This window comes from Labilithrix luteola (assembly GCF_001263205.1).
Lineage (GTDB): Bacteria > Myxococcota_A > Polyangia > Polyangiales > Polyangiaceae > Labilithrix > Labilithrix luteola.
The window spans coordinates 8,716,146-8,728,974 of the sequence record NZ_CP012333.1; the positions used below are offsets into that span (position 1 = coordinate 8,716,146).

General features: G+C 65.9%; 17 protein-coding genes and 1 tRNA gene. 11 read left to right on the top strand and 7 right to left on the bottom strand.

What is annotated here, in order from left to right; all coding sequences use genetic code 11:
* The first annotated feature begins 263 nt into the window (after positions 1–263).
* The 8 genes from AKJ09_RS37900 (at position 264) to AKJ09_RS37935 (ending at position 5,582) form a co-directional block, all read left to right on the top strand.
* Positions 264–509: a hypothetical protein gene (locus AKJ09_RS37900; RefSeq protein ID WP_146652718.1), complete on the top strand. Its 246-nt coding sequence runs from the start codon at positions 264–266 to the stop codon at positions 507–509.
* On the top strand, positions 506–1,678 hold the full coding sequence (locus tag AKJ09_RS37905) for a phage protease (RefSeq protein ID WP_146652719.1): 1,173 nt from the start codon (positions 506–508) through the stop codon (positions 1,676–1,678). The genes AKJ09_RS37900 and AKJ09_RS37905 overlap by 4 nt, the downstream gene beginning before the upstream one ends.
* Before the next feature lie 11 nt (positions 1,679–1,689).
* Complete coding sequence (locus AKJ09_RS37910; protein WP_146652720.1) at positions 1,690–2,217, top strand: hypothetical protein; 528 nt, start codon at positions 1,690–1,692, stop codon at positions 2,215–2,217.
* Between the two features lie 13 nt (positions 2,218–2,230).
* Positions 2,231–3,184, top strand: coding sequence for a Mu-like prophage major head subunit gpT family protein (locus AKJ09_RS37915; protein ID WP_146652721.1), 954 nt, complete (start codon positions 2,231–2,233; stop codon positions 3,182–3,184).
* Between the two features lie 108 nt (positions 3,185–3,292).
* Positions 3,293–3,844 (top strand): hypothetical protein, encoded by a 552-nt coding sequence (locus tag AKJ09_RS37920; RefSeq protein WP_146652722.1) that lies wholly within the window; start codon positions 3,293–3,295, stop codon positions 3,842–3,844.
* 825 nt (positions 3,845–4,669) lie between these two features.
* Positions 4,670–4,873, top strand: a complete 204-nt coding sequence (locus AKJ09_RS37925; RefSeq protein WP_146652723.1) for a hypothetical protein — start codon at positions 4,670–4,672, stop codon at positions 4,871–4,873.
* Between the two features lie 272 nt (positions 4,874–5,145).
* Positions 5,146–5,346, top strand: coding sequence for a hypothetical protein (locus AKJ09_RS37930; RefSeq protein WP_146652724.1), 201 nt, complete (start codon positions 5,146–5,148; stop codon positions 5,344–5,346).
* The gene (locus AKJ09_RS37935; RefSeq protein ID WP_146652725.1) at positions 5,346–5,582 is read left to right on the top strand and encodes a hypothetical protein; all 237 of its coding nucleotides are present in this window, start codon (positions 5,346–5,348) and stop codon (positions 5,580–5,582) included. Before AKJ09_RS37930 ends, AKJ09_RS37935 begins: the two co-directional genes overlap by 1 nt.
* Here the strand turns inward: AKJ09_RS37935 and AKJ09_RS55190 are convergent.
* From AKJ09_RS55190 to AKJ09_RS37950, 5 genes are all read right to left on the bottom strand, one after another.
* Positions 5,579–6,025, bottom strand: coding sequence for a hypothetical protein (locus AKJ09_RS55190; RefSeq protein WP_240488734.1), 447 nt, complete (start codon positions 6,023–6,025; stop codon positions 5,579–5,581). The genes AKJ09_RS37935 and AKJ09_RS55190 overlap by 4 nt on opposite strands.
* Positions 6,025–6,210 carry a hypothetical protein gene (locus tag AKJ09_RS55195; protein ID WP_240488735.1) on the bottom strand — a complete coding sequence of 62 codons (186 nt, stop codon included), beginning with the start codon at positions 6,208–6,210 and terminating at the stop codon, positions 6,025–6,027. The genes AKJ09_RS55190 and AKJ09_RS55195 overlap by 1 nt, the downstream gene beginning before the upstream one ends.
* Before the next feature lie 87 nt (positions 6,211–6,297).
* A complete protein-coding gene (locus AKJ09_RS55200; protein ID WP_240488737.1) occupies positions 6,298–6,549 on the bottom strand; it encodes a hypothetical protein in 252 nt (83 codons plus the stop codon).
* Positions 6,550–6,974: 425 nt separating this feature from the next.
* Positions 6,975–7,046, bottom strand: a tRNA-Val gene (locus AKJ09_RS37945).
* A 100-nt stretch (positions 7,047–7,146) separates the two neighbouring features.
* On the bottom strand, positions 7,147–8,772 hold the full coding sequence (locus tag AKJ09_RS37950) for a PrsW family glutamic-type intramembrane protease (protein ID WP_146652726.1): 1,626 nt from the start codon (positions 8,770–8,772) through the stop codon (positions 7,147–7,149).
* 189 nt (positions 8,773–8,961) lie between these two features.
* Here AKJ09_RS37950 and AKJ09_RS37955 point away from each other — a divergent pair, with 189 nt between their 5' ends.
* Genes AKJ09_RS37955 through AKJ09_RS37965 form a run of 3 tightly spaced genes read left to right on the top strand, consistent with a single transcriptional unit; the run spans position 8,962 to position 10,824 of the window.
* Entirely contained in the window at positions 8,962–9,819 is an 858-nt protein-coding gene (locus AKJ09_RS37955) for a TrmH family RNA methyltransferase (RefSeq protein WP_205633917.1), read from the top strand.
* Between the two features lie 22 nt (positions 9,820–9,841).
* A complete protein-coding gene (locus AKJ09_RS37960) occupies positions 9,842–10,519 on the top strand; it encodes a glutathione S-transferase family protein (RefSeq protein WP_169928188.1) in 678 nt (225 codons plus the stop codon).
* 14 nt (positions 10,520–10,533) lie between these two features.
* Positions 10,534–10,824, top strand: a complete 291-nt coding sequence (locus AKJ09_RS37965) for a UBP-type zinc finger domain-containing protein (RefSeq protein ID WP_146652728.1) — start codon at positions 10,534–10,536, stop codon at positions 10,822–10,824.
* A gap of 3 nt (positions 10,825–10,827) precedes the next feature.
* Here AKJ09_RS37965 and AKJ09_RS53595 read toward each other — a convergent pair whose 3' ends face one another.
* Together AKJ09_RS53595 and AKJ09_RS37975 are read right to left on the bottom strand one after the other, a co-directional pair.
* Positions 10,828–11,646 (bottom strand): SDR family NAD(P)-dependent oxidoreductase, encoded by an 819-nt coding sequence (locus tag AKJ09_RS53595; RefSeq protein ID WP_169928189.1) that lies wholly within the window; start codon positions 11,644–11,646, stop codon positions 10,828–10,830.
* Complete coding sequence (locus tag AKJ09_RS37975) at positions 11,643–12,662, bottom strand: MJ0042-type zinc finger domain-containing protein (protein ID WP_146652730.1); 1,020 nt, start codon at positions 12,660–12,662, stop codon at positions 11,643–11,645. Before AKJ09_RS37975 ends, AKJ09_RS53595 begins: the two co-directional genes overlap by 4 nt.
* Between the last annotated feature and the right edge of the window lie 167 nt (positions 12,663–12,829).

Here is a 12,829-nt window from a genome sequence, read left to right on the forward strand (position 1 = left end):
CGAGCACCCTCCAGGGGTTTTGCTTTTCGCTCTTCCCCGTTCTTGCCGCCGACGCGGGGCGTGTCGTCCAACCGGGCCGCGCGGGTTGGAGCTGTCACGCGTGTCACGCGTGTCACGCCTGGACAGAGCCATGTGCGCATAGGGGGTATACGGGTACCCCCTCACCCGACAAAGAGTGCGCTCTATCTCGCGAATCTGAGTTTTTCGGCGCTAGCTCGTAACCCAGCTCACAACGGCGAGCGGCGCTCGCGGGGATTCTGAGCATGGGGCGCCATCGTCTCGAGTTCGGCCCTGACGTCTTGGCTCAGATCGGCGCGCTCGTCGCCGCCGGGAAGTCCGCAGCAGCCATCACCGCGGAGCTCGCCGCGTCGGGCGTCGTGGCGAGTCGGGCAACGATCGACCGGCGCGTGCGCGAACTGCGCGACGGTCGGCGCGTCGTGAGCAAACGCGAGATTGGACGCGCCTGTTGCGTGGCGTGTCGACGACTACTTCCGAAGGAGAAAACATGAATTGCACGACTCACGTGCTCTCGCTCGAGACGAGTGAGGGCAGCGGACTCCCGACCGAGTTCCGCATCTTCGGTCGCGGAAAGAACGAGACGACCAAAGGCACCTTCGTCTTCGACAACGCGGCGGCGGCGTCGGTGATGGCCGAATACGAGGCCCACGGCATCGACCTCGCTATCGACTACGACCACGCGTCTCTGTCGAGCGGGCAGTCGCTTGACCCAGCGCAAGCCGGGAAAGCGGCTGGCTGGTTCAACCTCGAACTTCGAAACGGCGAGCTCTGGGCCGTCAACGTGCGCTGGACCGAGCCCGCGGCGGAAGCTCTTCGACGCAAGGAGTGGCGCTTCTACAGCCCCGCGTTTCAGACGAAGGGCGGACGCATCACGACCTTGCTGAACGTTGCGATCACCAACTTGCCGGCGACGCGCCGGCTCGAGCCGCTCATGGCGGCAGGAAGAGGAACGACCATGGCAACTGGAATCCCTGGCGCAGTTGACGCTGACGCCGAAAACACGCTGCGCAAGATCGCGAAGCTCCTCGGTCTCGAGGACCCGACCGATCCTGACGCCATTCGAGCGGCTTTCTCAGCGCTCTTTGCGGACGGTGGGGACGCGGACGCAAACGCAGACGACGGCGCCCCAGACGAGATCGCCGCGACGCATGCGCGGTTGATGCGCCTGACGGGGCGCGACTCGACAGAGGGTGCGCTCGCAGAGGTAGGCACCTGGCGCGCGTCGCATCTTCGGCTCGAGCAAGAGACCCAAAGGCTTGCGAAGGAGCTCGACGCCCTCGAGAGCGCGGAGCGTCGACGTCTCTGCGTCGAACTCGTCATGAAGGCTGGGCGCGCGCCCGCGACCATTTGGGCCAATCCGTTGAAGAAGAACTTCGTTCCGAAGTCCTATCTCGCGACGATGCCGATCGTCGAACTTCGCAACTATGTGAAGGACGCGATCAATGCGCTACCGCCGGCGGTGCGTCGCTCTCTGGAGAGGGGCAGCCCGACTCCCGAGCTGAACCCGCCGGCGGGCGACGTTGGCGAGATCGTGACTCATCACGGCACCGTGAGCCTCTCCGAACGAGAGATTGAGCGGTGCAAGGCAGAAGGCGTCGACGTGACCGTCTACGCCAAAAACAAGGCAATCCACCTCGCCGCTCGCGGCGCAGGCGGCTGAGGAGAACACCAATGGCTAACTCGAACACGAATCTCACGCGCGACCCGCTCGGTGGCGCTGGCCCCTTCAACTTCGATCTGCCCGTCGCTGGGTCGACGCATGTCTTCGAAGGCACGCTCATCTCGCAGCTCACTGCGAACGGCGCGATTGCGCCTTACTCGACAGCGAGCTCTGGAGTCGTCGTCGGCGTTTCGCAGCACGAGGCCGACAATTCCTCGGGCGGCGCTGGCGACAAGCGTTGCCGCGTCGAGTCTCGGCGACTCTACGCGTTCGCAAACGGAGCGGGCGGCGATGCCTTTTCGGAAGCGTCGCTCATTGGATCCGTCGTCTACGGCAGCGACGATCACACGGTCGCGGACAACAGCGCGAGCGGCACGCGCAAGGCGGTCGGCTTCTTCTACGGGATGGAGTCGGACGGGAAAGTACGCGTCTTCGTCGACCCGGCGATGGCGGCGATCGTGAACGCGCTCCAGGTACTCACGGACTCGCCAGCCAGCGCAGACGCGCTCCGCGACAACATCACGGCCGCTTTCGGCTGAAAGGACAACGCAGATGACTACTAGCCTCTACACCAACGAACAGCTTCCTCGGACCTCTGAAGAGGCCGTGCGCGAATTCAACGAACGCTACCTGCTTGCGATCTCCGCGGCGGCGGCGCCGTCCTGGGCCGACCGCTTCGTGATGGGGGTCGGCGGACCGCGCGTCACGTTCCCGATCGCGATGATGTCGACGAAGTTCCTCGAGACCAAAGAGGCGTCCGGTCGCTTCAAGACGATGCAGGAGAAGAGCTTCGACCTTCGCGTTGCGGAGTTCGACGCTGGCTATGAAGCAAAGTTCCTCGATATCAAAACGAGCGTTTTCGCCTATCGGAACTGGTCTCAAGTCCCCGCGCGCTTTCTCACGGCGCAGGCTCGCCACGTTTGCGAACAACTGGCCAAGCTGTTGGAGGCCGGAACGACGATCGCGAGTCCGTGGGACGACGTGAACTTCTTCTCGGCGGCCCACAAGATCAATCCGTCGGTGCCTTCGTCGACGGTATGGTCGAACTTTCAGGCGACAGCGACCGACCCGACGGACATCGCGAAGCTGCAAGCGGAGTCGACGGCGATGCGCTTCGTTCCGGACGAGAACGGTTCGAAGCTCGGCGTCGAGCCCGATGAGATCTGGCTCCCGACCGAAAAGTTCCAGGTCGTCAGCGACAAGCTCAATCAGGAGCGGCTCGCAAACGGTGAGTCGAACCCGATGATGGGGAAGCTCAAGCCGGTGCACGTGCCGGAATTCACCGACCCCAACGACTTCTACCTCGTCGACTCGAAGCTCTTCGCGAAGGGCCTCGATCCGATGATCGCCGCTGACTATCGGCCGGCGGATTCGCTCGGGCTCCGCTTCTGGGACGAGAGCTCGGACTTCTTCAAGGATACGGGGAAGATCAAAGTCTCTCAGCACATCTGGCACGGCTTCTCGCTCGTGTTCCCTCACGCGATTCGAAGGATCACCGGAGCGTGATTTCACCGCGCCGCCCGCGCGTCGCGAGCGGCGCGGCGGAGAGATGCCGACAACGATTGACGTCGTCGGCATCTCTCCGCCAACCCTGAACGAGAGGAGGAGACCACCATGACGATCGACGCATCCCCGACCATCGACGCACTGACGGCGGCAATCGATTCGACACACATGTCCTTCGCTATCATCGACGGCGGACTGACCAACGCGAGCGGCGTCGCGTCGGCTAGAGGCTTGCCCAAGGCGCTCGCGAACCCGCGGCCCGAGATCGTGGATGCACGCGCGCAGCTCGCGAAACTGAAGACGGCCTCGGACACTTATCTCAGCAAGTTGACCGCGTGGCTTGCGAGCTACCGTGACTCGTTCCTGCTGCTCGATCGACACGCGCGATGGGTGCTGTCGCTCACAACGACAAGTCCGACGGCGATCGCTTTCAGCTCGGACCAACCGACCCACGACCTACTTGCAGCGCGCGCGGCGACGGCGGCTGCGAGTGGCGCGGACGCCGTCGCATTGACGGAGCTTGCGAGATACCGAAGCACGTTCGACGTGTCGTGGGCGTCGCAGTCCACGATTGCTGACGCCGTCGCCGCGTTGACCGACGCGATCTCGTCCGCTCAGCAGACCATCTCCTATCTGGCATGGGCCAAGGCGAACCCGTGAAGGCGTCGAACGGCGTCGCGCCGGCAGACCGGCGCGACACACCGGGGCCCCGCTGACGGTCTGTGCTGCTCGACGCGCCGCGCCCATTCGGGCATCGCGTAGCTCGTAGTTCGGTGGCTCCTCGTGCTCCCGCTTCCACGCTTCGAACGAGGCCCGAGAGACCCGAACATTGCGGCCGGAACGGAGGTGCCGGCCTTCCTTCATGATCTCGTACGCATGTGACAGCGAGACTTGGGCTCCTCTGCGATGTCGCGCGCCTCGAGTAGCCTTCGGTCATGAAAACGAAGCTACTCGAGGCAAGGAGAGCATGATGAATCGCATTGAGGCCATCGCCGACATTCTGCTTCGCGCTCTCGAACGGCCGGACCCCGAAGAGCAGCAACCCCTTCCGAAGGCGGAGCAACCCCTACCGAAGCATCGAAAGCCGGCTCGCAAGAAGGATGGCGCCGACCCGCGCGTTGACCAGAGTCGGGACCCAACGCGTCCCGATATGACGCCGAGTGATTCGCGGGCGAATATCGCTCTCGACGTCCCTGCGGAATGGCTGGCCGATGCTGACGCCATCGCAGCAGCGCTTGCGCGACCTGGTTTCACGATGACTCGCAGCGATGTTCTCCGAGCGTCGATCGCGAAAGGCCTCGAGGCCTTTCGCGTCGAAGCAGGACTCGCGCCGACGTCGGCAGCGCCGCCTGCACCGACGAACCGGCCGCTGTCAAGAAAGTGACCTCTGCGGCTTGCATGCTTCAGCCCCTCAACGTATACACATTGGAGTCCGTGACGAAACGTATACACGCCGGAGCACGAACGATGCACACTGCTGAGGCCGTGAGAGCCAAGACGTTCAACATCCGTTTCAGCGAGGAAGAGCTCGGACGCTTGGACAAGGTGGCCGAGCACTACGCGCTGACCGCCGCTGGCGTGATTCGCATGCTCGTGAAGCGAGAAGCCGACGAGATCGACGCGAAGAGGGCGGCAATTGCCGCCGCCGCGGCGCCGTCACGCCCCGCGCGCAAGAAGACGGCGAAGTAACGCGTTGCCGCCGTGCGGGATACCGTGTCCCGCATTTGAATTCGGCCCCGAAATGATTCACGCCCCCGACCTGGCAGGGTCGGAGGCGCTGTTGTGTCCGCAACCGTGGAAGGAAACGAACAATGAGCAGTCTACACGAAGTCTCGCCCGCACGCACGTCGACGACGAGCCCCGCCTCAGGGCCCCGAGAACATGAGTATTCCTCGGAAGTTTCAGACACCATCTCGCTTCTAGAGGTCATCTTCGAAGACATGCGTGCGGTGCAAGACGCCATGGCCGCCCTCGCATGCGAGGCGTGGGAGCTCGAGGCCACTGGCGGGAAGATGTCGTTCGATGCGTGCATGCGCGCATGCGAGAAGATCCGTCGCGCGGCGCTCAAGACGTTCGAGAAGACGGTCTCGGTTCGGGATCATGCCGAGTGTATCGAGCTGAACTTGCGCGAGATCGCGAAGAGCGCGCTGGAGGTCTCGTGATGGGCTCGCACGATCCCGTGTGCAGCGAGTGCGGCGCGTCCGTTCTCGCCGCCGGTCTTTGCCGAGCATGTGCGAACCACCGCGAAGTGATCGAGGTGAGGGCGGAGAACCGACGACTTCGACGTGAGCTCGAAGAGCTCGCCGACTTCGCTCGAGCACACGAGTTGTCGGTTCACGACCTTGTCGACGGAATGCTCCGCATCGCGAAGAGCGGCGCCGGAACGGAGAAAGGCTAATGGGAAAGCTGGGAACCAGAAACGCAAGCGTCGAGCTGTTCCGGCGAGCGGACGGAACGGTCTACTTCCGCGCGCGTATCTGGCTGGCCGATGAAACACGAGAACGCGTCGACGTGCCGGCGAAGCACTCCACGGCCGCCGGCGGCATGACGGCTCGGCAGCGCGCCGAGCTCTACGCCGCCGCCCTGCAAGAGCGCGAAGACGAGACGGGCGAGCTGTTGGCCCGCAAGCGCGAACGGCTCGCCGCAAAGGCCGCGAAGAACGACGCATCGAAGGGCGAGACCTGTGAACGCTACTTCCGCAGGTGGAACCTGGTGCGCAAGGGGAAGCTCCCGCTCCAAGCGAAGCACGACGAACAGATCTGGAACCTTTGGCTTTCCGATCGTCTCGGTGCCCTGCTCGTCCGTGACGTGACGCGCGACACGCTGATCGAGCTCTCGCATCACCTCGACACCGTGGCGGCAGAGGGCGAGAAGTTCGGGCCGGCGAGGGCCCGGAACATCTTCTCCGTTGCCGCCGCCATGTTTCGGGACGCGTACTCGAGCAAGGACCGCACGCTCCGCGTGCTCGAGACCGACCCGATGACCGGCGTTCCGTGGCCGGAGCGCCCCACGACGAAGCCCCTCAAGCAGCTCCTTTACCCTCGGGAGTTCATGGCGCTCGTGTCGTGCCCCGACGTTCCGATCGTCCGCGCGCGCCTTTACGCGGTCACGCTCTACACGATGACGCGGGCGGCGGAGGTGCGTGTGCTCGATTGCTCCGCGATCGACGTCCCGCACTTCAACGTGAAGGTGACGATGTCCGACGACCCGATCACACGGGCAGCGACCGGCGCGTCGAGCGCTACAAAGTCGACGAAGAGCGGGAAGGCGCGCCTCGTCTCGCTCGAAACGAACTTGGCGCCGCTGCTCTCGACGATGATCGCCGAGCTGGGCGGAACGGGGCGCCTGTTCCCTGACCGGCCCAAGGGCACGCCGAAGGGCAATCAGTGGCGACCGGCAACGGAGGACTACATCCCTGGGCCTGATGGCGAGTACGGGCTCGCGAACATGCTCAAGCGAGATCTTCGCAAGGCACTCGCGTGGGCTGGCATCCCCGAGCGGCCCGAGCTCTTCGGCGACTCCGACCGCAAGGCGAGCCTCCCGCTGCGCTTTCACGACTTGCGCGCGTCGGGCATCACCTGGCGTCACGCGCGCGGCGACAACGCCGAGAGCATTCGCCAGGAGTGTGGTCACGAGGACCAGGCCACGAACGTGATCTACATCCGGGCTCTTCGGGGGCTCGATGCTTCCGAGCTCTTCCCTAAGCTTCCGGTGAGACTGCTCGGCGAAGCACCTGAGGCCAAGCTATGGCCAAGTGCTCCGCCGGGCATGAAAAACACCGGCAATTTCGTGGGCGCAGAGGGACTTGAACCCCCGACTTCAACCGTGTGAAGGTCGCACTCTACCGCTGAGTTATGCGCCCGGTAGGGTCGTCGAGACGACGAAACCTGAGATAGCCCACTGCTCGCTGGCTTTCAAGCGTCGCCTTTCAGCCAGTGAATAAACTTCGCGCGAGCCGTGAATCACATCGTGCGCAGCGTCCGGACGAAGACGAACACGATGATGGCCTCGCCGAGCAAGCCGCCTCCCATCGCCACCGCCGCATGCGCGGGGCCGACGAGGGACGCCGCATAGACGAAGCCGACGCCGGTCACGATGGCTAGTGCGAGCACGAAGGTCTGGAGGATCGACACCCCGCGATCCACGCGGCGGCGGGCGACGTCCACTGCGTCGAGAAACAGCTTCGCCAAGAAGACGAACACGGCCATCGCCATGTAGCCCCCGCCGAATTCGTCGTGCGAAAGGAGGAAGTCGTAGGCGCCGTGGAGCGCGACGACCATCACCGAGACCCGCGAGAAATCCGAGGCGTATCGCTCCCGATCGGCGAGGAAGTCGTCGAGCGCCGTGGCCAAGATGCCCGTCATGGCCATGTGGAAGAAGTTCGCGGTGAGGAAGCGACCGAGGCCGGTCTGCAGGTTTCCGCTCGCGAGGTAGCCGAGATTTTCTTCCGCCGCGAAACCCAAGCCGACGAGCGCGCCACACACCAGCACATCGAGCTTGTTGCCCCACTTTCGCAGGACCGGCAGCAGCGGAAGGAAGAGGAGAAGCTTGGACGCCTCTTCCCGCAGGCCGACGCCGAAGACGAAGTAGATGACATCGCGCGCTGCATCGCCCGTCTCGACGAGGCGCAGCGTGGCCTCCTCGACCGCGATGAGGAGCATCGTAGGAACGACGCTGACGACACCGAGCACGAACGCGACGAGGTACATCGGCAGCTTGAAGCGCGGACGCTCGCCCATCTTGCCGAGGCGGAAGCAGAAGACCATCCACGCCAAGGCGGCCGTCGCGGCCAGCACGAGCGAGGCACGCGACGGCTTCGGTTTGCTCGCGATCGCCAGCCAGCGAGCCGCGCTGCGCCAATCCCGGTCGTGGACCGCGAGCTGGTACTTCAGCTCCGGATCGGTGCGCTCGGCGATGCGCGGATCGGCGAGACGCGTCCGCACCTGATCCCACGCGGCGAGGCGAATCCAGATCGCGATGGCGGCCGACACGTCTTCGGCGTGGTCGGCGAAGGCCAAGCCCTCCCGCTCGAAATACGTGGCAGCGTCCTCGGCCTTGTCGGGCGGAAGCGCGCGGGCGAGCAGGCGGTTGTGCCAGGGCAGGGGCGGCTCATGCGACGCTCCCTGCTCGATGGCGACGAGCACGTCGTCGGGCACGTTGTGCCGCGCAACGCCGAGCCAGTAGCGGCCCGCGAGCGATACTTCGGGCGGCAAATCGTGGACGAGGAATGCGTCGAGGGCCTCGTCGCTCATCGCGCGCGAGCCTTTCGACAACGAGGGGAGCTTGCTGGGGTCGGGCAGTCGTTCGCGCAGCTCGTCGATCTGCCGGGCCATACCGTGGATGTTCACCAGCTCGAGGACGAGCGGGATCGACGGTCTCTCGCGCAGCAAACCGATGCAGGCCGCCTCCGCGGCACCGAAATCTCCTTCGTGCGCCATGGCCTTGGCGCGCGCCTCCGCCGTCGGTGCTTTGCGGGATGCACGAACGACCGCGAAGCCGACGAGCAGCGTCACGGCCAGGGCGACGAGCGCCGGGAGAACGACCCGCGGCTCGCCGCGGTGCGTGTACAAAAGCCGTGAGCGGCGCATGGAGGGCCCTCATCCTCTTCCAGCGGCGCGAACGCGGCAAGCGGGCTTGTCGCCGAGGGGCCTTCCTTCCGCGATGACGGGGAACCGCGGCGAGCCCCACGATGACGACCTCCACCGGATTTCCCCGAGCTCGGCCTTTCCTGCACGTCGCGCTCGTGACCTCACGTCGACCTGAGGTAGAGAACGGGCGTGGCTGGTCGACTCGTACACGTGGATTCGCTCGAAGCGGCGCAGGCCGAAGCGCTGCTGCGCCCGTACATCGGAGTTCGTGAGCGCGATCTCCTGCGCGGGGACGCGACCGGCGACGGCGTCTTCATCGCCGAGGGCGAGGTCGTGGTTCGCGTCTTGGTCCAGCGCGGGCGTTTCGCGGTCCGGTCGCTCCTGCTCGAGGCCCGGCGCGTCGAGCCGCTGCGTGACGTCATCGATGCGCTTCCCGAATCGGTTCCCGTTTACGTGGTCCCGCAATCGGTGATGGACGGCATCGTGGGCTTCGCGATCCATCGCGGCATCCTCGCGCTCGGATCGCGAGGCGTGCCCCTCACGCCCTCCGAGCTGCTCGGAGGACAGGCCGAAGGCAAGCCGGAACTTCTCGTCGGGCTCGTCGGGCTCGCCAATCACGACAACGTCGGCAGCATCTTCAGGAGCGCGGCTGCGTTCGGCGTGCGTGGCGTCCTGCTCGACGATACCTCCTGCGATCCGCTCTACCGCAAGGCGATCCGCGTTTCGGTCGGCGGTGCGCTCGTCGTGCCCTTCGCCCGAAGCGAGTCGGCGACGGCCATGCTCGACGCGATCGAGGCGCACGGCTGGGAGCCCATCGCGCTCACGCCTCGAGGTGAAGAAACCTTCGGAAATCTAGGGAAGGCGTGCTCGCGCCGGGTGCTTCTGATGGGAACCGAAGGCGAGGGGCTTCCCGACCATGTGCTCACGCGGGCACGTCGTGTGCGAATCGATATGGAGCCCACGCTCGACTCGCTCAACGTCGCGGTGGCGACGGGCATTGCGATCTACGAAGCTACCCAAGGCATGCGCGCGCACGCGCGACGGTGACAGACACCGAAGGAGCTGCGCCTTGGACACCATCCTCTTCTACACGCCAGGAACCTGCGCTCTCGCGGCCATTGTCACGCTCGAATGGCTCGGGCAGCCCTATCGGCTCTGCCGCGTCCAAAAGGCCGAACGGCAATCCGAACCGTTTCTCCGCATCAACCCACGAGGCCAGGTTCCGGCCATGCTCGTCGATGGTCGGCCGCTCCTGGAATCCAACGCCATTCTCGCGCACCTCGTCGATCGGAGGCCCGAGCTCGCGCTGCTGCCGAGGCACGGCACGTGGGAGCGCGACATTGCCAACCAATGGCTGGCGTATCTGGCGAGCGCCTTCCATGCGGCCTTCTGGCCGATGCTGATGCCCCAGCGCTACACGCTCGAGAACGACTGCCAGGCGACGGTTCGGCAAGCCGGCGAAGAGGCCGTACGACGCGAGCTCCGGCGCGTCGACACGTACCTCGAGGGCAAGGATTTCATCCAGGGCACTCGTCCTTCGGCCCTCGATGCGTACCTTCACGCCATGTCCCGTTGGGGCAACTCGCTCGTCGACATGGCCAAGGATCATCCGAACCTCTGGCGCCATCAAAAGACGATGGCGCGCGATCCCGCGGTGCGCTTCGGAACGGCGGTCGAACGTGGAGAGCCGCCTCCCGAGCCGCACGCGCTCGTGGGTCACGTCGAGCTGGCGAGCATCACTCTCTGACTTCGGAGGCGCCCATGAGCTCGAGCGACGTCGATCTCCGGAATCCCTGTGAGCACGTCACGCCCGAGACGGCGCGCATCCGTCGCGTCGAACGGCCGGCGGCGGGATGCGAGGAGTGCCTGAAAATGGGCGGGCGGTGGGTCCACCTTCGGGTGTGCCTGAACTGCGGGCACGTGGGCTGCTGCGATTCCTCGCCCAATCGGCACGCCACGGCTCACTACCGAACGACGTTGCACCCGCTCGTCACCTCGGGCGAACCGGGCGAGACCTGGGCCTACTGCTACGCGGACGAAGCACTCCTCTGAGCGCTAGGAGACCGAGCGGCGCCGCGCGAGGATGGCCTGACGGTTCCGCGCGCCGCGTTTTTCGAGCGCCGGTTGGATGCGCTTCGCGAAATCGGGAAGGAGGTAGGCCATCGTGGCCAGCCTTCCCGACTGACGTGGCAGCGCGAGCTCGTCGATGCGTTCATCGATGCAGCGCAAGATGCCCGCGGCGACCTCTTCGGCGCTGATCATCGGTTGCGACAGAACGATGTCGGGCACCTCGCTCAGATCTCCGAGGAACCCGGTATCCACCGGGCCGGGGCACACGCAACCGACGTGCACGTTGCGCTCTTCCAGATCACGAGCCACCGCGCGAGCAAAGGCTCGGAGGCCCGCCTTCGAGGCGCTGTAGGTGGCCTCGCCAGGCACTGGCACCATCCCAGCGATGCTCGAGACCTGGACGATCGAGCCGCCGCTCGCGATGTGCGGAAGCGCCGCGCGCGTGAGGACGATGGGAGCGGTGAGGTTCGTCGTGACGATGTCGGCGAGCTGACGCGGTTCGTACTTCTCGATGGCGCCGCGGTGATTGAGGCCCGCGTTGTTCACGATGACGTCGAGCCGACCGAGCTCTTCGACGACCATGCGCGGAAGCTGCTCGAGCGTGCCGAGGTCGCGCACGTCGAGCGGGAAGGCCTTGGCGCGCTCCGAACCGAGCTCGCGAACGAGAGCGTCGAGCGCCGCGCGTGTGCGTGCAACGAGGGCTACGCGACCTCCGCGCGCAACCCAGGCTCGCGCGAAGGCGAGCCCGATCCCGCTCGAAGCACCCGTGACGATCGCGACCCGGTCCTTGGCGTCGCTGCTCACTTGCCCTTGGCCGAACAACGGATGATGCAGTCGAAGTTGCCCTTGCAGCCGCACGCGTCGGCCGACCTGGCGGCCGGCTTCGGTGCGGGCGCGGCCTCCGACTTGGCCGCGACGCCGGACGAGCCGACCTTCTGGAGCCCGCTCGCAGGGGACGGCCGCGAGACCTTGCCTTTGCCGCCCTTGCCCTTTTTGCCGGCGGCGACGGGCTTTGCTTCTTCCTCCTTGGCCGCAGGCGCGGCGGCGGGCTCGGGCGCCGGCGGGGGAGGCGCAACCACGGGAGCGGGGATGACGGGCTTGGCCGCGGCGATCGACGCGGTCGCGACGTTCTTCGCGGGTTCTTCGCCTCGGAAGGCCACCGCGATGCCGACGACCATCAGCGCCGTCGCGACGACGCCGCCTGCGATGGCGCCGATGAGCTTCGCCGTCGGTCGCTTGCGGACGAGCGGCAGGAGCGAGCCCGGCGACGAGAGCTCGCGCGCAAACGCTCCGGGAGGAGGCTCGCTCGTGAAGAGCGGCTGCGATGCGTTCGGTGCGCCGCGCGGCGGGACCGAGGAGAGAGCCTTGAGGTCGATGAGCCCGTCGTCGTCGTCGGGGCGTCCGCTCGGCGCGCTGTTCGTCATCGGCGGCGGCGGTGGCGGTGGCGTCTTCTGGGCCGCCGCGCTCTTCAGCGAGTCGATGGTGAAGAGCACCGACGTCTCGTTGCGCGCGGCGACGCCGCTCGAGAACGGCGCCGGGCGGAGCGTCTGCTTCACGGATCCGAGCTCCGGATCGCGCGTGGCGAACAAGTCTCGCTTCTCGCGGGCGGTACCACGACGGACGACGGCCGCGTGTGCGCGATCACTCGCCGGGCGAGCCTGCTGGAGCTGGGGCGACGTCTCCGGCTCGGCAACGCGGGACACCAACCAGACGGTGTCGCAGGCTCCGCAGCGCATTCGTGCGGTGTTGCCGTGAAAGTTCCGCTCGTCAGGCTGATCGACGATGTACTCGGTCGCGCAGGCGGGGCAGCTCACGTTCATGGCGATGCTGTTTCACGAAGCAAGAACCATGACGTGAAGTTGCAGCCCCGAGGTCGTAGGTATTTCGACGACTTCGGGGCGCTGTCGGCGTTTCAGGTGTCCAGCCTGGGGCGCGAGTTATCCATGGTCTTGCAGCTTGCCGGCCTCAGTTTCGAGGCCGATTTCAC

Coding starts and splice junctions, on each gene's coding strand:
- AKJ09_RS37965 (WP_146652728.1), top strand. CDS start 10,534: ATGAGCTCGAGCGACGTCGATCTCCGGAATCCCTGTGAGCACGTCACG.
- AKJ09_RS37950 (WP_146652726.1), bottom strand. CDS start 8,772: ATGCGCCGCTCACGGCTTTTGTACACGCACCGCGGCGAGCCGCGGGTC.
- AKJ09_RS55190 (WP_240488734.1), bottom strand. CDS start 6,025: ATGCGAGAGCTCGATCAGCGTGTCGCGCGTCACGTCACGGACGAGCAG.
- AKJ09_RS37930 (WP_146652724.1), top strand. CDS start 5,146: ATGGCCGCCCTCGCATGCGAGGCGTGGGAGCTCGAGGCCACTGGCGGG.
- AKJ09_RS37900 (WP_146652718.1), top strand. CDS start 264: ATGGGGCGCCATCGTCTCGAGTTCGGCCCTGACGTCTTGGCTCAGATC.
- AKJ09_RS37975 (WP_146652730.1), bottom strand. CDS start 12,662: ATGAACGTGAGCTGCCCCGCCTGCGCGACCGAGTACATCGTCGATCAG.
- AKJ09_RS37915 (WP_146652721.1), top strand. CDS start 2,231: ATGACTACTAGCCTCTACACCAACGAACAGCTTCCTCGGACCTCTGAA.
- AKJ09_RS37905 (WP_146652719.1), top strand. CDS start 506: ATGAATTGCACGACTCACGTGCTCTCGCTCGAGACGAGTGAGGGCAGC.
- AKJ09_RS37920 (WP_146652722.1), top strand. CDS start 3,293: ATGACGATCGACGCATCCCCGACCATCGACGCACTGACGGCGGCAATC.
- AKJ09_RS37935 (WP_146652725.1), top strand. CDS start 5,346: ATGGGCTCGCACGATCCCGTGTGCAGCGAGTGCGGCGCGTCCGTTCTC.
- AKJ09_RS37910 (WP_146652720.1), top strand. CDS start 1,690: ATGGCTAACTCGAACACGAATCTCACGCGCGACCCGCTCGGTGGCGCT.